The 24,083-nt window shown below is 59.2% G+C and carries 22 protein-coding genes; 7 read left to right on the forward strand and 15 right to left on the reverse strand.

Translation table 11 applies throughout. The annotated features are described in order from the left end of the window. Nucleotide 1: 1 nt before the first annotated feature. From NQL71_RS27405 to NQL71_RS27415, 3 genes are all read right to left on the reverse strand, one after another. Nucleotides 2-1,345 (reverse strand): ATP-binding protein, encoded by a 1,344-nt coding sequence (locus NQL71_RS27405; protein WP_274643665.1) that lies wholly within the window; start codon nucleotides 1,343-1,345, stop codon nucleotides 2-4. Beyond that, nucleotides 1,342-2,019 (reverse strand): response regulator transcription factor, encoded by a 678-nt coding sequence (locus NQL71_RS27410; protein WP_046817743.1) that lies wholly within the window; start codon nucleotides 2,017-2,019, stop codon nucleotides 1,342-1,344. The genes NQL71_RS27405 and NQL71_RS27410 overlap by 4 nt, the downstream gene beginning before the upstream one ends. 117 nt (nucleotides 2,020-2,136) lie before the next feature. After that, nucleotides 2,137-2,739 carry a hypothetical protein gene (locus NQL71_RS27415; RefSeq protein WP_077185608.1) on the reverse strand — a complete coding sequence of 201 codons (603 nt, stop codon included), beginning with the start codon at nucleotides 2,737-2,739 and terminating at the stop codon, nucleotides 2,137-2,139. A 158-nt stretch (nucleotides 2,740-2,897) separates the two neighbouring features. On the opposite strand from NQL71_RS27415, the gene NQL71_RS27420 reads away from it, so the two are divergent. Together NQL71_RS27420 and NQL71_RS27425 are read left to right on the forward strand one after the other, a co-directional pair. Beyond that, complete coding sequence (locus NQL71_RS27420) at nucleotides 2,898-3,689, forward strand: dienelactone hydrolase family protein (RefSeq protein ID WP_046817745.1); 792 nt, start codon at nucleotides 2,898-2,900, stop codon at nucleotides 3,687-3,689. Between the two features lie 100 nt (nucleotides 3,690-3,789). After that, complete coding sequence (locus NQL71_RS27425) at nucleotides 3,790-4,515, forward strand: 4'-phosphopantetheinyl transferase family protein (RefSeq protein ID WP_201343614.1); 726 nt, start codon at nucleotides 3,790-3,792, stop codon at nucleotides 4,513-4,515. A 97-nt stretch (nucleotides 4,516-4,612) separates the two neighbouring features. On the opposite strand, the gene NQL71_RS27430 is transcribed toward NQL71_RS27425, so the two are convergent. Both NQL71_RS27430 and NQL71_RS27435 read right to left on the reverse strand, forming a co-directional pair. Then, on the reverse strand, nucleotides 4,613-6,223 hold the full coding sequence (locus NQL71_RS27430; protein WP_046817747.1) for an ATP-binding protein: 1,611 nt from the start codon (nucleotides 6,221-6,223) through the stop codon (nucleotides 4,613-4,615). Then, nucleotides 6,220-6,942, reverse strand: coding sequence for a winged helix-turn-helix domain-containing protein (locus tag NQL71_RS27435; RefSeq protein WP_046817748.1), 723 nt, complete (start codon nucleotides 6,940-6,942; stop codon nucleotides 6,220-6,222). The genes NQL71_RS27430 and NQL71_RS27435 overlap by 4 nt, the downstream gene beginning before the upstream one ends. A gap of 730 nt (nucleotides 6,943-7,672) precedes the next feature. On the opposite strand from NQL71_RS27435, the gene NQL71_RS27440 reads away from it, so the two are divergent. Beyond that, nucleotides 7,673-10,567, forward strand: coding sequence for a ribonucleoside-diphosphate reductase subunit alpha (locus NQL71_RS27440; RefSeq protein ID WP_077185607.1), 2,895 nt, complete (start codon nucleotides 7,673-7,675; stop codon nucleotides 10,565-10,567). Nucleotides 10,568-10,686: 119 nt separating this feature from the next. On the opposite strand, the gene flgE is transcribed toward NQL71_RS27440, so the two are convergent. The 6 genes from flgE to NQL71_RS27470 all read right to left on the reverse strand — a co-directional run bounded on the left by flgE (nucleotide 10,687) and on the right by NQL71_RS27470 (nucleotide 15,829). Further along, nucleotides 10,687-12,036, reverse strand: a complete 1,350-nt coding sequence (gene flgE / locus NQL71_RS27445) for a flagellar hook protein FlgE (RefSeq protein WP_046817750.1) — start codon at nucleotides 12,034-12,036, stop codon at nucleotides 10,687-10,689. A 31-nt stretch (nucleotides 12,037-12,067) separates the two neighbouring features. Next, nucleotides 12,068-12,790 carry a flagellar hook assembly protein FlgD gene (gene flgD / locus NQL71_RS27450; protein WP_046817751.1) on the reverse strand — a complete coding sequence of 241 codons (723 nt, stop codon included), beginning with the start codon at nucleotides 12,788-12,790 and terminating at the stop codon, nucleotides 12,068-12,070. Between the two features lie 15 nt (nucleotides 12,791-12,805). Further along, nucleotides 12,806-13,249 (reverse strand): flagellar basal body rod protein FlgC, encoded by a 444-nt coding sequence (gene flgC, locus NQL71_RS27455; RefSeq protein WP_042607186.1) that lies wholly within the window; start codon nucleotides 13,247-13,249, stop codon nucleotides 12,806-12,808. Nucleotides 13,250-13,252: 3 nt separating this feature from the next. Continuing rightward, the gene (flgB, locus tag NQL71_RS27460) at nucleotides 13,253-13,660 is read right to left on the reverse strand and encodes a flagellar basal body rod protein FlgB (protein ID WP_274643666.1); all 408 of its coding nucleotides are present in this window, start codon (nucleotides 13,658-13,660) and stop codon (nucleotides 13,253-13,255) included. 362 nt (nucleotides 13,661-14,022) lie between these two features. Further along, on the reverse strand, nucleotides 14,023-14,850 hold the full coding sequence (cheR, locus tag NQL71_RS27465; RefSeq protein ID WP_046817752.1) for a protein-glutamate O-methyltransferase CheR: 828 nt from the start codon (nucleotides 14,848-14,850) through the stop codon (nucleotides 14,023-14,025). A gap of 46 nt (nucleotides 14,851-14,896) precedes the next feature. Further along, nucleotides 14,897-15,829 carry a chemotaxis protein CheV gene (locus NQL71_RS27470; protein ID WP_046817753.1) on the reverse strand — a complete coding sequence of 311 codons (933 nt, stop codon included), beginning with the start codon at nucleotides 15,827-15,829 and terminating at the stop codon, nucleotides 14,897-14,899. Nucleotides 15,830-15,911: 82 nt separating this feature from the next. Here NQL71_RS27470 and flgA point away from each other — a divergent pair, with 82 nt between their 5' ends. From flgA to NQL71_RS27490, 4 genes are all read left to right on the forward strand, one after another. Then, entirely contained in the window at nucleotides 15,912-16,673 is a 762-nt protein-coding gene (flgA, locus tag NQL71_RS27475; protein WP_046817754.1) for a flagellar basal body P-ring formation chaperone FlgA, read from the forward strand. Between the two features lie 167 nt (nucleotides 16,674-16,840). Continuing rightward, nucleotides 16,841-17,167, forward strand: coding sequence for a flagellar biosynthesis anti-sigma factor FlgM (flgM, locus tag NQL71_RS27480; protein ID WP_046817755.1), 327 nt, complete (start codon nucleotides 16,841-16,843; stop codon nucleotides 17,165-17,167). A gap of 46 nt (nucleotides 17,168-17,213) precedes the next feature. After that, complete coding sequence (locus NQL71_RS27485; protein WP_274643667.1) at nucleotides 17,214-17,681, forward strand: flagella synthesis protein FlgN; 468 nt, start codon at nucleotides 17,214-17,216, stop codon at nucleotides 17,679-17,681. 91 nt (nucleotides 17,682-17,772) lie between these two features. Then, the gene (locus NQL71_RS27490) at nucleotides 17,773-18,519 is read left to right on the forward strand and encodes a flagellar brake protein (RefSeq protein WP_046817757.1); all 747 of its coding nucleotides are present in this window, start codon (nucleotides 17,773-17,775) and stop codon (nucleotides 18,517-18,519) included. 70 nt (nucleotides 18,520-18,589) lie between these two features. Here NQL71_RS27490 and NQL71_RS27495 read toward each other — a convergent pair whose 3' ends face one another. The 4 genes from NQL71_RS27495 to NQL71_RS27510 form a co-directional block, all read right to left on the reverse strand. Further along, nucleotides 18,590-19,960, reverse strand: coding sequence for an MFS transporter (locus tag NQL71_RS27495; RefSeq protein ID WP_077185605.1), 1,371 nt, complete (start codon nucleotides 19,958-19,960; stop codon nucleotides 18,590-18,592). A gap of 61 nt (nucleotides 19,961-20,021) precedes the next feature. Next, entirely contained in the window at nucleotides 20,022-21,263 is a 1,242-nt protein-coding gene (locus tag NQL71_RS27500; protein WP_274643668.1) for a glutamine synthetase family protein, read from the reverse strand. A gap of 208 nt (nucleotides 21,264-21,471) precedes the next feature. Next, entirely contained in the window at nucleotides 21,472-22,164 is a 693-nt protein-coding gene (locus NQL71_RS27505; RefSeq protein ID WP_046817760.1) for a sensor histidine kinase, read from the reverse strand. Then, entirely contained in the window at nucleotides 22,161-23,765 is a 1,605-nt protein-coding gene (locus NQL71_RS27510; RefSeq protein ID WP_046817761.1) for a tetratricopeptide repeat-containing response regulator, read from the reverse strand. The genes NQL71_RS27505 and NQL71_RS27510 overlap by 4 nt, the downstream gene beginning before the upstream one ends. Between the last annotated feature and the right edge of the window lie 318 nt (nucleotides 23,766-24,083).

Below are 24,083 nucleotides of genomic sequence, written 5' to 3' on the forward strand. Positions count from 1 at the left end.
ATCACACCGGCGGGAAATGAATACGGAAAGCCGCCCCCCCAAGGGGTGAGTCGCCCAGGGTCAGTTTTGCGCCATAGCTTTCGATGATGTCCTTGACCACCGCCAGGCCAATTCCCTGCCCCGGATGCTGGCGGTCCAGACGCTCACCGCGCTGAAGGATCCGCGTGCGCTGATCGAGCGGGACACCTGGGCCATCGTCTTCTACCCATATCTCGACGCCATTGAGGGTACGCACGCTGATGCGCACTTCGCTCAGGCACAGCCGATACGCGTTTTCCAGCAGATTGCCCAGCATCTCCAGCAAGGCACCCTGTTCGATAGGGGCCAGGCACTGCTCCGGCAAATCGAAGGTCACCTGTACCCGTTTGTCGCGATAGACCTTGTCGAGCGTATCGCAAAGGCTCTGCAACACGGGCTGCAGGCGTACCTGATGGCGCACCAGGCCGCTTTTGCGCAGGCTTGCGCGTTGCAACTGGTAACTGATCTGCTGGCTCATGCGCTCGATCTGGGTCTGCAACACCCAGGCCTGATCCCGGTCCTCAGGGCGTTGTGCCATGTCTTCGCTGACCCCCTGCAACACCGCCAAGGGGGTTTTCAGGCTGTGAGCCAGATCGTCGAGGGAATCGCGATAACGGCTACGCTGTTCGCGCTCGCTGTGCAGCAAGCGGTTGAGAGAGCCGGTCAGGCGCAGCAATTCCCGTGGGTGTTGTTCACTCAGGCTTTCGCGGGTGCCGCTTTCGATCTCATCCAGTTCCTGGCTCAGCCGGCGCAATGCCTGCAACCCCCACGACAGGCCGGCCCATAGCAATGCCAGTAGCACCAGCAAGGCTGCACCGAACCCCAGGTAAAGGTTGTCCCGCAGGCCGTCGAGCGTGGCATCGTATTCTCGCGCTGGCTGCAACGCGACGAAGCTGAACGCCGCGCTTTTGCCGCCCAGCAATTTGACCTCGACGTCATAGACGAAGAATTCCTGGCCATTGTCCTGGCGAATCCTGGCAAATTCATTACCGCGTCCGTCGTAACGCGGCTTGTAATTGATGTTCTCCTCAAGGGTGTCTTTCGAGCGCCACACCAATTGGCCTTCGCGGCTGTAGATGTAACCGAGCAAGTTGCCATCAGCCAGGTTGAAGCGCTCATCGGGCAACTGGTCCGGCATCTGCAAGCGGTTGTTCTCGACCCGCGCGGCAGAGATCAACGTGGTGACGTCCGACGCCAGTCGCTGCTCGATGGCGTCCTGCAGCGCCAGGCTGAACGCTCCCTGCATAGCCGGCAGCAACGCCAGCATGAACAAAACCGCCAGGATCGTGGCGGCGAGCATCAGGCGAACGCGAAGAGAACCGATCAAGTGCAGCGCTCAGTGAACAGATAGCCCAGGCCACGCACCGTATCGATTGGCTTGAAACCGGTCGTACCTTCGAGTTTTCGGCGCAGACGGCCGACCAGCACCTCGATCACGTTCGGATCGCGTTCGTCATCGTCCGGGTAGAGCTGCTCCATCAAGCGGTCCTTGGGCACCACTTGCTGATGATGGCGCATCAGATACTCGAGAATCCGGTATTCATAGGCGGTCAATGCCAGTGGTTGCTCATCAAGGGACGCCTGTTTGCGATTAAGGTCCAGCAGCAACGGCCCGGCGACGATCGTTGACTGGGTAAATCCGCTGGAGCGACGCAACAAGGCATTCAGCCGGGCCTCCAGTTCTTCAAACTGGAAGGGCTTGACCACATAATCGTCGGCACCGGCAGCAAGGCCTTCAACCTTGTCCTGCCAGTTACCGCGTGCTGTGAGGATCAGGATAGGAAAGGTCTTGCCCTGCGAGCGCAACTGACGAATCAGATCCAGTCCACCCATGCCTGGCAACCCAAGATCAATCACCGCCAGGTCGTGGTTGAACTGTTCTGTCTGATACAGCGCATCGACGGCGTTGCCCACGGACTCGACCACATGGCCGCTATCCGTCAGGCGGGTTTGCAGGTGATGACGCAACAGCGCTTCATCCTCGACGACCAGCAGTTTCATTTCGCTCTCCCAGGCAAATCAAATACTCCAGAGGCACGATCGACGCACCTCGATGACTGACAGGCTGCAGCGGATCAATCTCTTGGATTTATCCGCTGCAGCCTGTCACACACGGTTTTAGAAAGCGTAGTTGGCTGAGAGGTAGGTCTGCGCGCTGCTGGTCAAGCTCAGCGAACCCTGTTTGCTACCACTTCGCTCGCTCATTTCGGTGCCGGCGTTGCTGCGCAGGTAACGGTACCCCAGTTCAACCGAAGTGTTTTGCGAAACCTGTTGCAGAATGCCTGCCTGTGCACCTATGGCGTAACCGATGTCGCTGTCGCGACTGAAGCCGGGTGATTCCTGGGTCATTTTGGTCAACCCGGCCGAGACACCGCCGAACAGCTTGGTGCTGGCAGCCAACGGATGGAACAGATCGTAGCTGCCCAGCAGGTTTTCCTGACGCAGTTTAATGCCATTGTGCGATCCCGACACGTTGTCGTACGTGGCGTAGTAACGGCCTTGGTTATTTTGCTGGCCCAGACGCAAGCCCCAGGTGTTGTCCTTGCCAATTACGCCGTCGGCGTTCGGACGGTCGAGGTTATCGTTCAAGGCATGTGATTTTTTGATCTTGTCGCTGGTCTGCCCATAAGTAAGGCTGGCGAAATTGTCGGTGGAAGCGAACGCTGCGGTACTCGCGCCGAAAACGGTGAATGCCAGCAGCAATTTTTTGAATCCAGTCATGAGTGAAACTCCTCGTGAGTTCGTGCGTGAGTTCGTGTTGTTTTGGCTACGAGGCAAGAGTACTCACGCCGCCCTGAACTCACCCTGAACACGCACTTAACCTGAGCTGAACCATATCCACCGAGCTGTTTGATGATTTTCTTGTAGGAGATCCGACCATGCGCATGCTCTTCGCCCTCTTCTTGCTCGCCGCCAGCGGGCTGGCCCAGGCCACCATCAAGACTCAGGAAATCCCTTATCAAAGTAGCGACGGCACCCGGATGATTGGCTATTACGCTTACGATGACGCGATAAAAGGCCCGCGCCCTGGCGTCGTGGTGGTGCATGAGTTCTGGGGCTTGAACGACTACGCCAAGCGGCGCGCCCGCGACCTCGCCGGCCTGGGTTACAGCGCTCTGGCCATCGATATGTATGGCGATGGCAAGAACACCGAGCACCCCAAGGATGCGATGGCCTTCATGCAAGCCGTGCTCAAGGACAACGCGATCGCCAGCGCGCGCTTCCAGGCGGGACTCGACTTGCTCAAACAACAGGCGCAAACCGATCCGCACAAGCTGGCCGCCATCGGCTACTGCTTCGGCGGTGGCGTGGTGCTCAACGCGGCGCGTCAGGGTGTGCCCCTGGCCGGGGTCGTGAGTTTCCATGGCGCGCTGGTCACCAATACCCCAGCGACTCCGGGTAGCGTCAAGGCGAAAATCCTCGTCGAACACGGCGCCCAGGACAGTCTGGTAACCCCGGAAAACGTCGCTGCCTTCAAGGCCGAGATGGACAAGGCCGGCGCCGACTACCGGTTCGTCAGCCTCGACGGCGCCAAGCACGGTTTCAGCAATCCCGACGCCGATCGCTTAAGCCATGGCGATCACGGTGGGCCGGATATCGGCTACGACAAGGCTGCGGACGAACGCTCGTGGGCGGATATGCAGGCGTTCTTCAAAAAGATCTTTGGCTAAACGATCGACCGCCGCACGGCCATCGCGGGCGAGACACATCGCCCGCGATGCCTGGCATCAGGACTACCCAGCATCAAGGCAACCCGGCAAAATGCCCGACATGAATCCCGTCCCCGCCCTGCCCGTCTGCTGCACGCCCCTCGATGCCCATTGGCCACTGCCGGTGGTGCTGCCCGATGCGGTGCTGTTGAGTACCCACTTCGATACGTCGCGACTGCTCAGCGATGATTTCCAGCGTAGCGCCATTGAGGCACCCGCGAGCATCCAGCGCTCGGTCGCCAAGCGCCAGGCAGAATTTCTCGCCGGGCGGATCTGCGCCCGCGCCGCATTGCAACAATTGGAAGGCCTGAACTTCAGCCCGGCCATCGGCGATGACCGGGCGCCTGTCTGGCCTGCGCACATCACTGGCTCCATCACCCACAGCACCGGTCGGGCCGCGGCGATCGTCGCGAAGAAAACCCATTGGCGCGGGCTGGGAATGGACATGGAAAACCTGCTCAATGTCGAGCGCGCCGAACGCCTGGCTGGGGAAATCCTTACCCCGCCGGAACTGCAGCGCATGGCCGCCGGGCGTCGCGATCAGCTGGCGTTGCTGGTCACCCTGACTTTTTCAGTGAAAGAAAGCCTGTTCAAGGCGCTCTACCCGATCGTGCGCCAACGTTTCTACTTTGAACACGCCGAGGTGCTGGAGTGGACCGATTCAGGTGAGGTGCGGTTGCGGCTATTGACTGACCTGTCGGGTGAATGGCGTAACGGCACCGAGCTGGATGCGCAGTTCGGGGTCAAGGATGGGCAGTTGTTGAGTCTGGTCAGTATAAAGGCCTGACGTTTATTGCTGTCTGTCAGGACCTCATCGCTGCGATGCGGCGACCCGACAAGCCAGCGCCTACAAGGGATTTGTGACGTTGCGGGTGACCGGGAGCTCAGCGCTTTTCCTGGTTTCTCGGCCAGCTCAAGCTGAAACACGCGCCGCCCAGGCTCTTGCTCTTGCCGATCAACGCCCGGCCGTCGTGCCAATGGATGATCCGCCGCACGATCGACAATCCCAAGCCATGGCCGCCCGAGGCTCGGGTCCGGCTGTCGTCGAGGCGCAGGAACGGCGTGAAAATTTTCTCCCAGGCCATTTCCGGCACCCCCGGCCCGTCATCTTCGACATCCACCCGACAACGCTGCTGCCCCACCTGATAACTGATGGTGACCCGCGATTGTGCGTGGCGCATGGCATTGCTCACCAGATTCTGCAGGGCCCGATGCAGGTAGCGCGGCTCGGCCTCGACCCAGGCGTCGTCGCAGTCGGCGGCCGACAGGCACAATCCTCGCTGCACCGTGACGTCGGCGCGCAAGGGCGCCAGCTCTTCGATCACTTGATTGACCAAGGCATCCAGATCGATACGCTGAAAGTTCAGGGCGGGCGAGCCTTGTTCCAGTCGCGCGTAAGTCAGCATCTCGTCGACCAGACGGTCGAGGTCCTCGATATCGTGGTCCATGCCTTCGCAGTATTTTTCCAGGTCTTGCGGGGTCTTGGCCGAGCCGATCATTTCCAGGCCAAACCGCAGACGTGCCACCGGCGTACGCAATTCGTGGGACACGGCACGTACCAGCTCGCGCTGAATGGCCAGCAACTGTTGCAGGTGCTCGGCCATGCCGTTGAACGCCGACGCCAGTCGCCCCACCGAGTCCGCACCACGCGCCGGCACACGGGTTTCCAGGCTGCCCTTGGCGATCCGCGTGGCTGCCGCTTCCAGCCCGCGCAAGCGGCGTTCCAGTTGCCGCACCAGCAGATACACGATCAAGCCGATCAGGCTCAGCCCCAGGGCGGCAATCAGCACCAGCCATTCAGGCGGATAAGGATTCATCTGGTACAGCGGGCCGATTTCCAGCACCCACGGCGTGCCGACCATGCCGGCGAACACCCGGATCGAATCGCCCTCCTTGCCCAGCGCCATCACGGTGTCGCCCTCTGACACTCGACGGCTCTGGTCTTCGTCCATGTCGGCGTCCTGGACCGTGACGAGGCGCAAATCGAATCCAAACCCCTTGTCCTGCTTCAATTGCGCCAGGCGCACCGGTTGCTCGCCCACCGGGTAGCGCACCAGTTCGTCCGCCAACAGATAGATAGTCGCCCGGGCGAGTTGTTCGCTGATCTGCTGGACCTCACCCGTGAGAACAAGCTGCTCTTTGTCGCTGACCAGTCGATAAACCCTGGCCGCATGCGGGCCGGTCTGCTCCACCAGGGCCTGGCCGCGCAATACGCGGGTGCGCTGGGTCAGGTCGAGGTCGGTCTGGGCAAAGGTTTTCAGCGCCAGCGGAATCCCCAGCAGCCGCTCCCACACCAACAGGGCCCGGCGGCGCTCGGTCGGGTTCATCGGTTGCAGGTTGTCGGCCATCAGCGAAAACGTGCCGTGGGCCAGTCGTTCGCGGTACTGCTCGCCGCGCACCTGATTGAGCAGGTGCAAGGCCAGCACACCGAGTACCGCCACCAGTATCAGCGCGGCACACATGCCGCCGTAGATACGCAGGAAGATCGAGTTCACAGGGTCGGGTCTACGCAGGCCTCGGGGACAAACAGGTAGCCTTTGCTGCGCACGGTCTTGATCAGTCGCGGGTGGTCCGGGTCATCGCCGATCTTGGGGCGGATGCGCGAGATGCGAACGTCGATGGAGCGGTCCTGGCCGTCATAGCCGATGCCGCGCAACGCGGTGAAGATCTCTTCCCGGGAGAGGATACGCCCGGCGTTGGCAACCAGCAGCCAGAGCAAGTCGAACTCGGCGCTGGTCAGTTCGATGCCGTTGTCATGCAGCCAGGCTTCGCGCAAGGCGTTGTCCACCACCAGCGGGCCGAACTGCAGGCGCCGTTGTTTTTCCGGGATGGCTTCCGGCGCGTCACTGCGTCGCAGCAAGGCCTGGATGCGCGCCAGCAGCAAGCGCGGGCGCACCGGCTTGCACACGTAGTCGTCGGCCCCCAGGTCCAGGCCGAGGATCTGGTCGGTGTCGTCGGTGCGCGCGGTGAGCATCAGGATCGGGCCGTCATAACGGTCGCGAACCTTGCGGCAAATGCTCAAGCCGTCTTCGCCCGGCAGCATCAGGTCGAGAATCACCAGGTCCGGTTGTTCCTTGATGATGCGGGCTGCGGCCAGGGCACCATTGCCTTCGATCGAGACACGCAGGCCATTGGCTTGCAGGTAATCGCGCGTCAGTTCGGCCAGACGCTGATCGTCCTCAACAATCAATACCTGCCAGGCTTCTTGCTCCACCGGTGACCTCTACTTGCCAGAAACGCTCATAAGGAAGGATCCGCCCGTCTTTTTGTAATGATAGGGGAGGATAAATTGCATACATGCTGGCCGATTGTATAAACGTCGCCCACGCAGAACACAAGCCGGTAAATGCGTTCGGAGAACAGCGTTTTTTGTGATAGGGTTCGCGCCCTTAAAATTCTGATCAGTCATTTTCTGCCGTTAAAAATCACTGAAAAAAGCTTCAATCCAGCTAGGTCGCGGCCTACACGCCGGTTCCCTCTTTCACACACAATTTACGCACAGTTTATCCACAGGCAGCACGTTGCATTCGCCCCCCAAAACGCATTATCTTGTAGCCCGCGCATTCAAAAATCCCTACATGTAGGGTTTTACGCTAAAAACCAAACACAAACCGGACAGCAATTTCAAGCGCTTTTCATACGTCTTTCCGGTTGAACCAAACGTATTTTTCGAAGACCAAACCGCGCGTGCGGATGGCTACTGTATTTCGACCCAAAGTGGGGGAAAACGGTACGGGTGTTGCAGTCATTACTGACACCTGAAAAGGAATGCGGTATCGAGCAAAAGCTCGCACCCAAACTTCGGCACGGACGGCCTCATCAGCCTTTTTCCTACTGTCCCGAAGTTGTTATGCCCGACACCCACGTCGGTTGTAGTGCTTCAGGACAGAACGGTGGGCACCGTGATGGTGCCCAAACAAACATAGAGAATGTGGAGACCCCCCATGCAAACCGACACAACTCGCGAGAACCCGCAGGGCACCTTGCCGCAGGCTGCTGATTCGAATTCGGATCTGTCCGCCACCGCGCCTGGTCAGCTGCGCGTGATCAAGCGTAACGGCACTGTCGTTCCTTATACCGATGACAAGATCACCGTCGCCATCACCAAAGCGTTTCTCGCAGTTGAGGGCGGCACTGCTGCCGCTTCGTCGCGCATCCACGACACCGTGGCGCGCCTGACCGAACAGGTCACTGCCACCTTCAAGCGTCGCATGCCATCGGGCGGCACTATCCACATCGAAGAAATCCAGGACCAGGTCGAACTGGCCCTGATGCGTGCCGGCGAGCAGAAAGTGGCCCGCGACTACGTGATCTACCGTGACGGTCGTTCGAAAGAACGCGCTGCCCACGCTCCGGCCGAGCAAGCGGTCGACGCTCACCCGTCGATCCGCATCACCCGCGCCGACGGCAGCCTCGCGCCGCTGGACATGGGCCGCCTGAACACCATCGTCACCGAAGCGTGCGAAGGCCTGGAAGAAGTCGACGGCGACCTGATCCAGCGCGAAACCCTGAAGAACCTGTACGACGGCGTGGCCCTGACCGACGTCAACACCGCCCTGGTGATGACTGCCCGTACCTTGGTCGAGCGTGAGCCGAACTACTCCTTCGTGACCGCCCGCCTGCTGATGGACACCCTGCGTGCCGAAGGCCTGGGCTTCCTTGGTGTCGCCGAGAGCGCGACCCACCACGAGATGGTCGACCTGTACGCCAAGGCCCTGCCTGCCTACATCGCCAAGGGTATCGAATTCGAATTGCTGAACCCGGTCCTGGCCGACTTCGACCTGGAAAAACTCGGCAAGGCGATCAACCACGAGCGTGACCAGCAGTTCACCTACCTGGGTCTGCAAACCCTGTACGACCGTTACTTCATCCACAAGGATGGTATCCGCTTCGAACTGCCACAAATTTTCTTCATGCGCGTGGCCATGGGCCTGGCGATCGAAGAAAAACAGAAAGAAGACCGTGCGATCGAGTTCTACAACCTGTTGTCGTCCTTCGACTACATGTCCTCGACCCCGACCCTGTTCAACGCCGGTACCCTGCGTCCACAGCTGTCGAGCTGCTACCTGACCACCGTGCCGGATGACCTGTCGGGCATCTACCACGCGATCCACGACAACGCCATGCTGTCGAAATTCGCTGGCGGCCTGGGCAACGACTGGACCCCGGTTCGTGCGCTGGGTTCGTACATCAAGGGCACCAACGGCAAGTCCCAGGGCGTCGTACCGTTCCTGAAAGTCGTGAACGACACTGCCGTTGCCGTTAACCAGGGTGGCAAGCGCAAAGGCGCCGTGTGTGCCTACCTGGAAACCTGGCACATGGACATCGAAGAGTTCATCGAGCTGCGCAAGAACACCGGTGATGACCGTCGTCGTACCCACGACATGAACACTGCCAACTGGATCCCTGACCTGTTCATGAAGCGTGTCTTCGATGACGGCAAGTGGACCCTGTTCTCGCCGTCCGAAGTACCGGACCTGCACGACCTGACCGGCAAGGCCTTCGAAGAGCGTTACGAGTACTACGAAGCCCTGACCGAGTACCCGGGCAAGGTCAAGCTGTTCAAGACCATCCAGGCCAAAGACCTGTGGCGCAAGATGCTGTCCATGCTGTTTGAAACCGGCCACCCATGGCTGACCTTCAAGGACCCGTGCAACCTGCGCAGCCCGCAGCAGCACGTCGGCGTGGTCCACAGCTCGAACCTGTGCACCGAGATCACCTTGAACACCAACAAGGACGAGATCGCCGTTTGCAACCTGGGCTCGATCAACCTGCCGAACCACATCGTGGGCGGCAAGCTCGACACCGCCAAGCTGCAACGCACCGTGAACACCGCCGTGCGCATGCTCGATAACGTGATCGACATCAACTACTACTCGGTGCCGCAAGCGAAGAACTCCAACTTCAAGCACCGTCCGGTCGGTTTGGGCATCATGGGCTTCCAGGACGCGCTGTACCTGCAGCACATCCCTTACGGTTCCGACGCTGCCGTCGAGTTCGCCGACAAGTCGATGGAAGCGGTCAGCTACTACGCGATCCAGGCCTCCTGCGACCTGGCAGACGAGCGTGGCGCCTACGAGACGTTCCAGGGCTCGCTGTGGTCCAAGGGCATCCTGCCGCTGGATTCGCAACAGATCCTGATCGAGCAGCGTGGCCAGAAGTACATCGATGTCGACCTGAAGGAATCCCTGGACTGGGCACCGGTTCGCGCCCGTGTACAGAAAGGTATCCGTAACTCGAACATCATGGCCATCGCACCGACCGCGACCATCGCCAACATCACTGGCGTTTCGCAGTCGATCGAACCGACCTACCAGAACCTGTATGTGAAATCGAACCTGTCGGGCGAATTCACCGTGATCAACCCGTACCTGGTTCGCGACCTCAAGGCTCGCGGCCTGTGGGACTCGGTCATGATCAACGACCTGAAGTACTACGACGGTTCGGTGCAGCAGATCGAGCGCATCCCGCAAGAACTCAAGGAGCTCTATGCGACCGCGTTCGAAGTGGACACCAAGTGGATCGTCGACGCGGCCAGCCGTCGTCAGAAGTGGATCGACCAGGCCCAGTCGCTGAACCTGTACATCGCCGGCGCTTCGGGCAAGAAGCTGGACGTGACCTACCGCATGGCCTGGTACCGTGGTCTGAAAACCACTTACTACCTCCGTGCCCTGGCTGCGACCAGCACCGAGAAGTCGACCATCAACACCGGTAAGCTGAACGCTGTTTCCAGCGGCGGCAACCACGGTGACGATTCGGTCCTGGCCGCTCCGGCAGGTCCTGCTCCAGTGCCGAAGGCTTGCGCCATCGACGAGCCGGATTGCGAAGCTTGCCAATAAGCTGAGCCGCTAACAGCAAACCCCCGACAGGCCCCTGGCTTGTCGGGGGTTTTCTTTTGATCTAAAAAAAAGCCCCTCTGGCGAGGGGCTCCTTGTACAGCGCTTTCAACCAGCCCGCATCAGGCCATCTGAATGATGGTCTGCATGATGGTGCTCTGGGTAGAGATGGTCTTGGCGTTCGCCTGGTAGTTGCTCTGCGCCTTGATCAGGTCAACCAGTTCATTGGTCACGTTGACGTTGGACTCTTCCAGGGAGTTGGAACGGATCGTCCCCAGAGAGCCGGTTTCCGGCGCGTCGTAACCCGGGATGCCCGAGGCGTAGGTTTCTTTCCAGCTGGTACCGCCGACAGGCTGCAGACCTTGTTCGTTGGTAAAGCTGGCCAATGCCAGCTGGCCAATAGGCTTGGTCTGGTAGTTGCTGAAGTTGGCCAACAGCACACCGCTGCCGTCGATGGTCAGGTTGGTGATCTGACCTGTGGCGTAACCGTTCTGCGCGGGAATGGAGCGTGCGGTGTCGGCGTTGAACTGAGTCGTGTTGCCCATGGCAATGGTCAGGCCGTCCGGATCTGCGGCTGCACCATTGGATGTCCAGACACCATCCTTGACTGTACCCGGGGTCCAGTTGGTAATTTTCAGCTCATTACCGATCACTGGCGCAGGCGTTGGAACGGTCGGCGGCACTGTGGGTGGCACCGGCGTGCTGACCGATACCAACTTGCCCGATGTGTCGAAGGTCATGGTCGAAGCAATTGGCGGTGTTGCAACGTCCGTCGGATCGCTACCGTCCGGGTTGCGATCATCGATCAGGGTGTAGGTATCCCAGGTGTTCGGCCCGGTCTTGACCATGTACTGATCCATGGTGTGCTGGTTGCCTTGGGTGTCAAAAACCGGCGTGGTGAACTTCTTGGTGTAAGTTTCCGCCTTGCTCGGGTCGAACTTGTTGACCGCCACTGTCTGATCGATCACCGCAGCCGTGGAGTTCAGGTTGATCGTCGACGATACCGTGGTGGTGGATTTCGGCGCCAGGTTAGACGTGTCGATGCGCAGGTCGGTCAATACGCCATTGACGATCTTGCCATTGGCATCCACACCGTAGCCTTGCAGCCGCGCAGTACCGTCGCTGTTGGTAACGTAGCCTTCCTTGTCGACCTTGAACGTACCGGCACGGGTGTAGGACAGCGAGCCGCTGTTGTTCAATACGAAGAAGCCCGAGCCATTGATGCCCATGTCCAGCACGTTACCGGTGGCGCTGATATCGCCCTGGGTAAATTGTTGCGAAACGTTAGCCAGGCGCACGCCGCTACCCGTAACCTTGCTGCCCGTGCCCAGCTTGGACGCCGAGTACACGTCTTCGAATTCTGCGCGGGACGATTTGAAGCCGGTGGTCGCAACGTTGGCGATGTTGTTGCCGGTGACGTCCAGTTGCTTGTTGGCGGCATAGAGACCGCTAAGGCCGATGTTAAAAGACATGATCCACTCCTTTGTGCCGCGTTAGCCGGCTCTATATACCAATGGTTTGCACTTTGGACAGGGCGACACTGCCGAGCCCGGCCAGATTGAGCATCAACTCACCGCCGGTCTGGCTGATGGTCACGCTGTTGACCGTTGCCGGCAGGTTGGTGACCAGTGCCACGCCCTTGTCATCGATGGTGGTGTTCGCCGCGAAGGTATACGTCCCCGATTCGACGACCGTACCGGCATCGTCCTTGCCATCCCAGGTAAAGCTGCTGGTGCCGGCTGGCTGATCATCCAGCTTGATGGTGCGGACAGTCTTGCCATCCTTGTCGGTGATTTTCACCGCCACTTCAGCCACCGACTGCGGTATCACAACCGAACCGGTCATACCCTTCGTGGTATCGACCACGGACTTGTCGCCCGGCGCAATGACTGAGCGCCCGACCAGTGACGAAGCCTGCAACGCCTGAGACGAGTTGTAGTTGCCGGCGATGCCGGACACGGTATCGTTGAGCGTGGTGATGCCTTCCAGGCTGCTGAACTGCGCCAGCTGCGCCACGAACTCGCCGTTGCCCTGAGGCTCCAGCGGGTTCTGGTTTTTCAGTTGGGTGACCAGCAACTGCAGGAACGCGTCCTTGCCCAAGGCCTTTTTGCCCGTGGCACTACCCGCCGCCGATGCCAGGCTATCGGCATTGGTATTGGTCTTGATCGACGAATTCGCCAGGATGTCGTTGAGGCTCAAGCCACTGGTGGTATCGGTAACACTCATCTGAGTCGCCCCTTATCACTGACCGAGGGTCAGGACCTTCTGCATCATGGTCTTGGCGGTATTCATCATTTCGGCGTTGGTCTGGAATGAACGGCTCGCAGAAATCATGTCCGCCATTTCTTCCACCACGTTGACGTTCGGGTAGTACACATAGCCCTTGGCGTCGGCAGCCGGATGGTTCGGCTCGTAGCGTGCCTCAAGGTTGCTTTGGTCCTCGACCACGCCCAGCACCTGTACGCCTTGACCGGCCGCGTCCTGATTCTGGAACAGCGAATCGCTGCCACCGGCCTGGCCTCCCTGGAACATGGTGGCGAACACCGGATGACGTGCACGGTAAGTCTGGTCGATGCTCGACGAGACAGTCTCGGCGTTGGCGATGTTCGAGGCCACGGTGTTCAAGCGCGTGGTCTGGGCACTCATGCCGCTACCGGCAATGTTGAAAACACTGGACAGGGACATGAATTACTCTCCGCGCAGGGCTGACACCAGCCCTTTGAATTTGCTGTTGAGCAGGGTGAAGCTGGCCTGGAAATTGACCGAGTTTTCCGCGTAGTTCGACTGTTCCAACTGAGCGTCCACGGTGTTCTGGTCGATCGACGGTTGCATCGGCGTGCGGTACATCAGCGACTCGTCGCCATTGCCCAGGCCCTGGGCTTCGATATGACGGCTGTTGGTCATGTTCAAGGCGAAGGTGCTGTTCTTGGCTTTGTCGTTCTGCGCCTCGAGCACTTTCGAGAACTCCAGGTCCCGCGCCTTGTAGTTCGGGGTGTCGGCGTTGGCAATGTTGTTGGCCAGGACTTCGGCACGCTGGGCGCGGAAGCCCAATGCCTTTTCGTGAATACCGAGCGCTTTATCGAAGCTGATGCTCATGTCGGGAAACCTTCGGGTGCCTGATTTTTCGTAGGATGGACATAGCAAGCGTCATGCCAATTAAGAAAACCCCGTAAACCGGGGCTTTGCGGGCACCGGCCCCTGCGGCAACGACAGAAAAGCGGCAACCGGTTTCCGCTGGCTGCCGCTTTTCTGCCGCTTGGCACGGTCGAAAGGACACTGCCGCCCCTGTAGGAGCAGGCTTGCCAGCGAAAGCGGTGTGTCAGCAATTTAGATGTCGGCTGACACCACGTCTTCGCGGGCAAGCCAGCTCCCACAAGGGGCAAGCGCTACCGGCAGAAATCATCAGGCATAAAAAACGGGAGCCCCTGAGGACTCCCGTTTTCCATACACCAATAAAATCATTTCGCCTGGTAAATAATCCCCGGGCTGCACTGGACCATCTGGTAATGATCCGGCAATCCGTTCAACGCTTCGGAAGCACCGAGGAACAGATAACCGCCCGGCTTCAAAGTGCTGTGAATGCGCAACAGGATGTCCTTCTTCACCTCGGCGGAGAAGTAGATCAGCACGTTGCGACAGAACACGATGTCGAACTTGCCAAGGCTCGCGTAGCTGTCCAGCAGGTTGAAGGAACGAAACTCTACGCGGCTCTTGATCGGCGCCTTGATAGCCCAGCGTCCCGGCCCCTTGGGATCGAAATAACGCTGCAGCCGCTCCGGTGACAGGCCGCGACCGATGGCCAGGCTGTCGTACTCGCCTGTCTTGCAATTGTTCAGCATGGTGCCCGACAGGTCGGTGGCCACAATCTGCACGCCCATTCTCAACTGCCCGGGATTGAACCGCTCGAACTCATCGATGGACATCGACAGCGAATACGGTTCCTGACCCGACGAGCATGCCGCCGACCAGATCCGCAGACGCTGGCCGGGACTGGCCTTGATCGCTTCGGGCAGCACCTTGTTCTTCAAGACTTCAAACGGATAGGTATCACGAAACCACAGGGTTTCGTTGGTCGTCATCGCATCCACGACCATTTCGCGCAACCCGCTGCGCGGTTGGGTCTGAATGCGCTGGACCAGCTCACCCAGGGACTTGATGCCCTGCTGCTCCATCAGTTTGTTGAGACGGCTGGAGACCAGGTACTGCTTGTTTTCACCGAGCAAAATGCCACAGGCTTTTTCCAGGAACACCCGGAACTGTTCGAAATCCAAATTACCCGTAGACAATGCTGCCGCCTCTAAAATCGTGTTGACTGCCGGGGGCCGAACGCCCCTAGCTGATGTCTGCTGCCTTGATCCGGTCGACTACCCGGGATGCCAGGTCATCAGGGCGGAATTTGGCCAGGAAGTCATCGGCACCGACTTTCCTGACCATCGCCTGATTGAACACACCTGACAACGAAGTATGCAGGATGATATGAAGCTTTTGCATGCGCGGGTCGTTGCGGATCTCAGCCGTCAGGGTATATCCGTCCATTTCCGGCATCTCGATGTCGGAAATCATCATCAGGAACTCCTCCTCCGGCCGCTTGCCCTCGTCGACCAGTTTGCGCAGGTAATCCAGCGCTTGCCGGCCGTCGTTCAACGCCACCACCTCGACACCGACCGTTTGCAGGCAACGGGTCACCTGCTTGCGCGCCACCGACGAGTCATCGACCGTCAGCACACGCAAGGAAAGCGCCTTGTGCTGGGTCTCGACATCGATCACACCGGCGGAAATCGCTTCCGGCGTCGGCGCCACTTCCGCCAGCACCTTCTCGACGTCGATGATCTCGACCAGTTGGTTATCAACCCGAGTCACCGCCGTCAGGTAGTGATCGCGCCCCGTGCCCTTGGGTGGCGGATGAATCTCCTCCCAGTTCATGTTGACGATGCGTTCCACCGAGCGCACCAGGAATCCCTGGGTCTTGGTGTTGTATTCCGTGATGATCACGAAGGGATTGCCCTTGTCCTTCAAGCCACCGGAACCGGTCGCCATCGCCAGGTCAAGGATCGGAATCGTTGCCCCCCGAATATTCGCCACGCCACACACGACAGGACTGGACTTGGGCATCAACGTCAGCTTGGGGCATTGCAACACCTCTCGCACCTTGAACACGTTGATCCCATACAGCTGCTGGCCGTCGAGACGGAACAACAGCAACTCAAGGCGATTCTGCCCCACCAGTTGCGTGCGCTGGTTTACCGAATCCATTACACCAGCCATGCCTGACTCCTACGCCAACGCTAAGTGTTGTTGCGACGCGCCTCCATCACTAAACGGCACGGCGCTTGCTTTTTATCTTGTCATGAACACAGAACCGACATTTTTCCGCCGTCTGACCACCCCATGCCGCCAATGGCTCGGGGTGCTGTCGGCCGTTTGCCTGTTCAACGCTGGCAGCCCTGCCCTTGCTGACGCGGTTACCTTGCCTGACATGCTTATCGGCGTCACCCAGGGCTTTCTTGAATTCACCGTAGAGGACTATCTGGCGACCAGTCAAACCTCAGGTCGCTACGAGATCCAGGTGAATCCACTCGATCCGCGCCTGCGCATGCCGATGTGTGACAAGGAATTGACAGCCACCCTGGAGAGTCCGGCCAAGCCTTTGGGCCGCGTAACGGTCAAGGTTCGCTGCGAGGGAACATCCCCCTGGACCGTCTTCGTGCCCGCTCAAGTACGCCTGTTTCGCGAGGTTGTCACCACCACCCGGCCCCTGCGTCGCGCCGGCATTGTCGAACCGCAAGACGTCATGCTGCGTGAGCGCGATATCAGCCTGCTCAACCAGGGTTACCTGACATCCGTGGACCAGGCCGTGGGCCAGCGACTTACCCGACCAATGGTCAATGATCAGGTCATCAGCCTGGTGCACATCGAACAGGCGGAAGTCATACGCAAGGGCGACCAGGTGGTGATTACCGCCCGCAGTGGTACGCTCAGCGTGCGAATGCCCGGCGAGGCATTGGCAGGGGGTGGCCTGAGCGAACAGATTCGAGTCAAGAACCTCAATTCCAAACGGGTCATCAAGGCTCAGGTCATTGCGCCGGGCCAGGTGGAAGTGTCCATGTAGGGCTCAACGGGAGTGAAGAAGTGGCGCCGACCTCGGCGGTTCCCTAAACTGTGAGCCAGGCAAGGCAAGCGCTGGCGCGCGCACGCTCATTTGATAAATGAGCCTAAAGTTTTTCAGGGAATGGCCGAAAACATGGCAAGCGTCCAAATTCCCCAGAGGTTTTTACCATGGTCATCGATTTCAGCCGATTGAACAGCTCCCCGTCGCTCACGGGCAGTACACGTACCAGCGCCGCCAGGGAAACTGCCGAAACCGGCAAGCCTGCCGAGCCTGCTATCCCGGCCGAACAGGCCAGTACCGTCAAAAGCGGAGAGTCGGTACACCTGAGCAATGAGGCGCAACAGTTGCAGAAGATCACCGATACGCTGCGCGATCAGCCTGTCGTCGACAAGTCCCGAGTGGCCGAGTTGAAAGCAGCCATCGCCGATGGCAGCTATAAAGTCGACAGCAACCGTGTAGCCAGCAAACTGCTCAACTTCGAAGCCCAGCGCTAGGCCTCGGCCCGCGCTGGCTTTTGGACGCTTAAACCCAAGGCCAGCCATGCACGATACTAATTTACTGCAACTGATCACCGACGACCTTGCTCCAGCGCAACGTTTGCTGGAGTTACTGCGCACCGAATCCCTCGCCTTGCATGGCCGTGACATGCAGTTGCTGGAAGAGATTCTGGCGCAGAAGCAGGCAATGATCATCGAGCTCGAGCAGCATGGCCGTAAGCGCACCGAGATTCTCACCCGCCTGAACCTGCCAGCCAACCGCAGCGGGCTGGAGCAGCTGGCCAGTCAATCGAGCGTCGGCGATGCATTGCTGGCGCAAAGCGATGTGCTGACCGACCTTCTGGCCCAATGCCACGCCGCCAACGCCAAAAATGGACAATCGATCCTGGTACAGCAGGCCGCCACGGCCACCCAGCTGAGAATCCTTAACGGCGGTGAACACCCCGCGCTCTATGACGCCAGCGGATCATTCTCCAGGCTTGTGAAACCACGCCCGCTCAGTCAGGCTTGAGCCTGGCGATAAGCACACTCTATCAAGACGCGAAACATGCTGGCAAAATGCCGCTAGCCGTAGTCAAAATTTGTCTGGAGATTGATTAACCGTGTCCAATGCCTTAAACGCGGAAGATGCGCCGCAGCCACCCAAGGTGCTCAGCACCCCCCTGGAAATCTCCGGCAATTTGCGCCAGCTCCTAGACAGCCATGACCCGCTGATCATCACGTTCCACGAGCGCAGCCAGCGCTTCCAGAGTTATCTGGTGGACCTGGATCGTGAACGCAACATGATTGCCCTGGACGAAATGATTCCCCGCGATGGCGAACGTTTCCTGCTGGCCGGCGAACCCTATAAGGTCGAAGGTTTTCATGAAGGTGTGCGCATCGCGTGGGAAAGCAATGGCCAGCTGAGCATCGACGAATCCAATGGCAGCCGTTGCTACCGTGGCACCCTGCCCGATGAGGTCGTCTATCACCAGCGGCGCAATGCATTCCGTGCTGCCTTGAAACTGGCGCAACTGGTCAACGTTAATCTGGACGGTGAAAAGCTCAAGGCATCGATCAGCGGCAAGCTGCTGGACATTTCCGCCACCGGCTGCAAGTTGCGCTTCGAGGGCGACATCACCGGCAGCCTGCAGTTGGGTCAGGTCTACGACCGTTTCAACGCCGACTTGCCCTTCGGCAAAATGACGGCGCCGGTCGAACTGCGCTACCTGCACTTCGAAGAAAAGATCTCCACCACTTTCGCCGGCGTGCGCTTCCACAACATGAGCGGGCTGGTGCAGCGTCAGGTCGAGCGGTTCGTCTACCAGCTGCAACGCGAAGCGCGGCGCTTCGATAAAGACGACTTCTGAGACAACGTCTCCAGCAAAAAAAAAACGGGCAGCTCCTTGTGGTGACTGCCCGTTTTTTTTACCTGAATTATTATGGCCTGGCTTCGGTAAAACTCTGCTCCCTGCCTGAATCCGGTTCCTGAGGCGGTTGATCCGTTTCCGGCTCAGACTCCGGTTGCGCACTCGGCTCGGGAGAAACCGGATTCTGCATCTGGTCCTGTACCACCTGCTCATCCACCCGCGGATCGAGGGCCGCCACCAGAGGCGAACTCGACATACTGTCCGGCATGGCGACGTGATGCAGCGGAGCGTCGTCCACCTGGTGCAGGTTGGTCACCGCTTTCGGACGAATTCGCCACACCAGCACCAACGCAAAGAAACTGAAGAATGCATAGAGCATCTGGCTGCCGAACAACTTCATCAACACACCCGCCACCAGCGGCCCGATGCTGGCACCCACGCCGTAGGTCACCAGCAACATTGCCGTCAACGATACCCGCCGATCGCCCTCGACATGGTCATTGGAGAAAGCCACTGCCAACGGATACAGGCAGAACTGGACCAACGAGCAAAGGAACCCGGCGACGAAAAGAACCTCCAGCGGCACCTGCTCCATGATCGCCAGGGGCAAGGCGGCCAACGCCAGGCTGAATGCAAAGCAGCGGATCAACAGCGCCCGGTCATAGCGATCGGATAACCATCCCAATGGCCACTGCACCAGCAGCCCGGCAAAAATGCAGCTACCCATGAACAGGCCGACCTGCTCCGTGGACAATCCTTGCTGAGAGGCGTACAGCGGCGCCAGGCCGTAGAAGGAACCGACAATCAACCCAGCCCCCAGGACGGTACTCAATGACTGCGGCACGCGTTTCAAAAAGAACCGCGGCTCCATGGGCGCGGGATGCAAAGGCGCCGGGTGAATCCGTCGGGTCAGGGCCACCGGCACCAGGCACAGGGTGAAACAGAGCGCCACCAGCATCAGCAGTTCCAGGCCCAGGCCCGGGTGCATGACCAGGATCAACTGGCCCAGCACCAACCCCAAGTAGGAGGCGATCATGTAGCCGCTGAACACCAGCCCGCGCTGCTTGGCTTCGGCCTGCTCGTTGAGCCAACTCTCGATGACCATGTACTGGCACATCATGCCAAGACCGACGATCACCCGCAGGAACAACCAGGCAGGCAACCAGTTCACCAGGCCATGGCCCAGTACCGCCGCGCCGACGATCCCGGCACAGGCCGAGTACGCTCGTATATGTCCGACCCGGGCAATCAACCGATGGCCGATCTTGCCACCCAGTACCAGGCCGAAATAGTTGGCCGCCATCAACGCACCGACCCACAGGCTGTCGACATGATCGGCAGCCAGGCGCAACGCCAGGTAAGTACTCAACAGGCCCGAGCCGATCAACATCATCAGCGAAGCGAAATAAAGCGCTCGAAAGGACTTCCAGATTTGGCGCAACGAGCGGCTCCTTGCAGTGAGTGACGGGCTATTCAAACGATAGCCCGGTGTCGACATTTCGTCAGGCCTGGGCAGCCAGGACGCGCCGCTCCCAGGGAGTGATTTCATCTTGGAAACTGGTCAATTCCATGGTCTTCGAAGCGATGTAGCCTTCGATGAACTCCTTGCCGAACAGTTCCATTGCCAACTGGCTACGTTTCAGACGCTCCAGTGCTGCATGCAAGGTACAGGGTAATGAAAGTTTATCCGGCACCTGGAACTCACCCTGGATCGGCTCATCGGGTTGCAGTTGGTGTTCGATGCCATACAACCCGGACGCCAGACTCGCCGCAATCGCCAGATACGGATTGGCGTCAGCCCCCGGCAGGCGGTTCTCGACCCGACGAGCAACCGGCGAACTGGCGGGAATGCGCAAGCCGGCCGACCGGTTGTCATGGGACCAGCAGGCATTATTCGGCGATGCAAAGGGATGGCACAAGCGCTGATACGAATTCACGTTCGGCGCAAACAGCGCGGTGAAATCCGCCATGGCCGCTTGCTGACCACCGATAAAATGACGGAACGTCGCGCTCGGCTGACCGGTTTCGTCGCTGAAGACATTCCGCCCCGTATCAATCTCGACGATGCTCTGGTGAATATGCATCGAACTGCCTGGCGTGTGCGCCAATGGCTTGGCCATGCAAACCACGATCAGGCCGTGCTTGAGTGCGACTTCCTTGAGCATATGCTTGAACAGCAATGTCTGGTCGGCCAGCAGCAAGGGATCGCCGTGCAGCAGGTTGATTTCGAACTGACTGACGCCCATCTCGTGCATGAAGGTGTCGCGAGGCAGGCCTAGCGCCACCATGCATTCATAGACCTCGCGGAAGAACGGCCGCAGACCATTGTTGGAACTGACACTGAATGCCGAATGCCCCTCCTCGCGACGACCGTCCAGGCCCGTCGGGGGCTGGAAGGGCTGGGTCGAATCGGTATTGGGAGCGAAGACAAAAAACTCAAGCTCGGTGGCCACCACCGGTGCCAGGCCAATGGCTGCGTAACGCGCGATGACTGCCTTGAGCTGGCCTCGGGTCGACAGATTGGAGCTTTCGCCCGTCAACTCGTACGCATCACAGATGGCCAATGCCCGAGGGTGATTGCTCCAGGGCAGGCGGTGGATCTGCGCAGGATCAGGCACCAGCGCGAGGTCGCCGTCATCGCTACCGTAAAAACGCGCCGGCGGATATCCGCCCATGATGCATTGCAGCATCACACCCCGTGCCAACTGCAGACGACGTCCTTCCAGGAAGCCCTCGGCCGTCATTACTTTGCCCCGTGGTACGCCATTCAAGTCCGGCGTGACGCATTCGATCTCATCAATGCCGGTCAATCGCTGCGCGAGTGAGCCCAGGTCATCGGTTGTCATGACGCAATCCTTGTTTATACGAGCCGCGAGCGGCAACTCGTACAAAATAGGCTCCGCGTGTTCGGAATATCAAGCACGATGCTCAAAAATGTAGCAGGCACCTGGATCAAGGAAGATAGAGCCTGAAGACACCGCCGCCGAGAGGGCCGCCATTGCTGATTTCCGTACGTCCGCCTACGCCGTTACGTTGATGCAGCGCGGCAATCCGGTCGGCAAAGTACAGACCCAGGCCGGTGCTGCCAGTGCTGTGGTTGATACCCTGCACGTACTCCGCCTGGCGCTCGATCATCTGTGGGGGATAACCGTCACCATCGTCGTTGATGGTCAGGACCAGTTGCCCGGCTTCGTCGCTGGCGCTGATCAACACCGCCTGCCGGGCATGACGAATTGCGTTGTTGATGCTGTTGGCCAGTACCGAAGCGATCAGCTCGCGGTCGAAGAAACCCAGAGGACTCAGGGGATCGACTTCAAACGTGGCGGCAATACCGCGGCTGGCAAACACGTCCTGATGGCAAGCCAGTTGCGCTTCTATGAAGTCATCCAGTTCGTGGTAGGCCGGCTGCAGGGGCATCTGGTTAACCCCCAGTTTGTACAGGCCGAGCAACTGCACCAGCATGCCGTTGAGGTGTGCGAACTCGAACTCGATCACACCTTGCTCGGGGGTAAGGCGCGCTGACGCCGGCAAGCTCGCCAGGCACTGACTATGGGCTTGCATCAGCATGGCCAGCGAGTTCTTCATGTCGTGTACGGTGGAAGCAATCACCGTCGAGAAATCCAGTGCCTGTTGGTGGTCATTCATTCGCCAAATGCCTTGTTCTTGAGCTTTTTATAACGCGCAAAACGCGAGTCAGTGTCCGGCATCAAGCCGACCATTTTCAGGCAGGCCCGACATTCCACCATTTCCGCGGAAGGAACATTGGTGTCGGTGCCATGCAACAACGCTTGTGCAAGGTTCAGCGCGATGCTGATGTTCTTGGGCTGCAGTGCCAGGGCTTTGCGAAATATTCCCCGGGCCTGCACCAGGTCACCGGTCTTGTACACGCGCACGCCCTGGCGATTGAGATCGGCCGCCACGTTACCGGAGTTGAGGATGTTCGGATCGTCGGTCAACTTGGCGATGCCCTTCATCACGGCGGGATCGTCGCCGTAGATTTCCGCACAGTTTTTCAACATCGAAGCGCCCGCATTGGCCTGACCCAGCATCTGCAATTGCTTGGCGACCAACAGCGCCGCTTCGGCGCTCATGAACTGCTCCATGCCATCTAGCCGCAAGATCGCTTGCTCGGTCAGTTTTTCCGCGGTTTCGGCATCGTTGATCAACAGGCTGGTCGCCTTCATCAATCGCGCCCTGATTTGCAGACCGGGATCAGAGGGGTTGTCCTTGGCCACCGCACTCAGGGTCGTGTTGATTTCAAGACGAGTGCGGGTATCCAGGCCTTTTTCACTGCCCTTGCTGATCAAGGCGTGAGCCAGTCCGAGGTTGCTTTCCGCATCCTTGAAACGTGACTGGGCACCCTGGGCAACCGCCTGGCGGTAAGCTTTGGATGCGGTGTCAAAATCTTCATTGACCATGGCCAGTTTGCCCAGCTGTGCTTGTCTGCGCACAGCCAGTGGCGACAAGCGAATCGCCTCTTCCAGGACGCGTTGGGCGGCCCTGGTATCCCCTTCAGCAACCAGCACCTGCGCCATGCCATCGTAGAGCGCCGGCATCATCGGGAACACCTTCAGCGCTTTTTCGTAGAGGGCTTTTGCCTGGTTGACCTGGCCGCGCTTGAACAGCAACTTGCCCAGCCCGGCAAACGCCCACGGCAAGGGTCGGTCAGCAATGATGCCGTCGTAAAGACGCTCCAGGACCTCATTCTGATTGAGGTCGCGCAGGGCGTCGGCGCGGTAGCGCAAGCACAATGGCGAATAGCGGATGTCCTGTTTGCACAAGGCGATGCAGGCATTGAGCACTTCAACCGGCTTGCCACGGTCGAGGGCCTGCAGTATCGGCTTGAGCAACGTCTTGCGCTGCACCAGTCGCTCCAGGCGTTGGGCCAGGCCGGAGCGGTTGAAGGGTTTGGTCAGGTAAGCATCAGGTTCGTGTTCCAGGGCGCTGAGCACCATGGCCTGGCTGGTTTCAGCAGTGACCATCACGAATACACTTTCATGACTGATCAGCTTGTCGATCATCAGGTCTTCAAGCACCTGCTGACCGTTCTTCTTGCCATCGCCCAGGTGAAAGTCCTGCAGGATGAAATCGTAGGATTTCTGCGAACACATCTTCAGTGCCTGTTCGCCAGTGTCGGCCGTGTCCACATCCTTGACTCCCAACTCCCGCAGCATGGACCTGACCGAACTGCGGAAATCCGAGAAATCATCGACGATCAGAAAACTCTTTTGGTGATACGACAGCATCGAAGATTTCCAGGCAATTTAAGAAGAAGAACCTAAAGGCGAACGCACGGACAAGATCAGCTTCACTGCCCTTTACGGCGCGCAGATGATAGCGGTTAGCCATCAGCCAGCAAGGGATTTCTCTTGAAACCGTGATGAGCATCGCTGCGACCCTATGGGTTATCGGCCAGCAGTAGCGTTCTCTTGAAGCGAGGGGAGTTGAATTGAGCGTTTTGGCTGCGAAAAAGTCTTGATGCACACGCAGCTGGCGAGGGTGTTGCGATGGTTTGCTGGGGCCACAAACACAAAACCCCTACCTGCATGCGCAGATAGGGGTTT

The sequence above is a fragment of the Pseudomonas serbica genome (genome assembly GCF_028823535.1).
GTDB lineage: Bacteria > Pseudomonadota > Gammaproteobacteria > Pseudomonadales > Pseudomonadaceae > Aquipseudomonas > Aquipseudomonas serbica.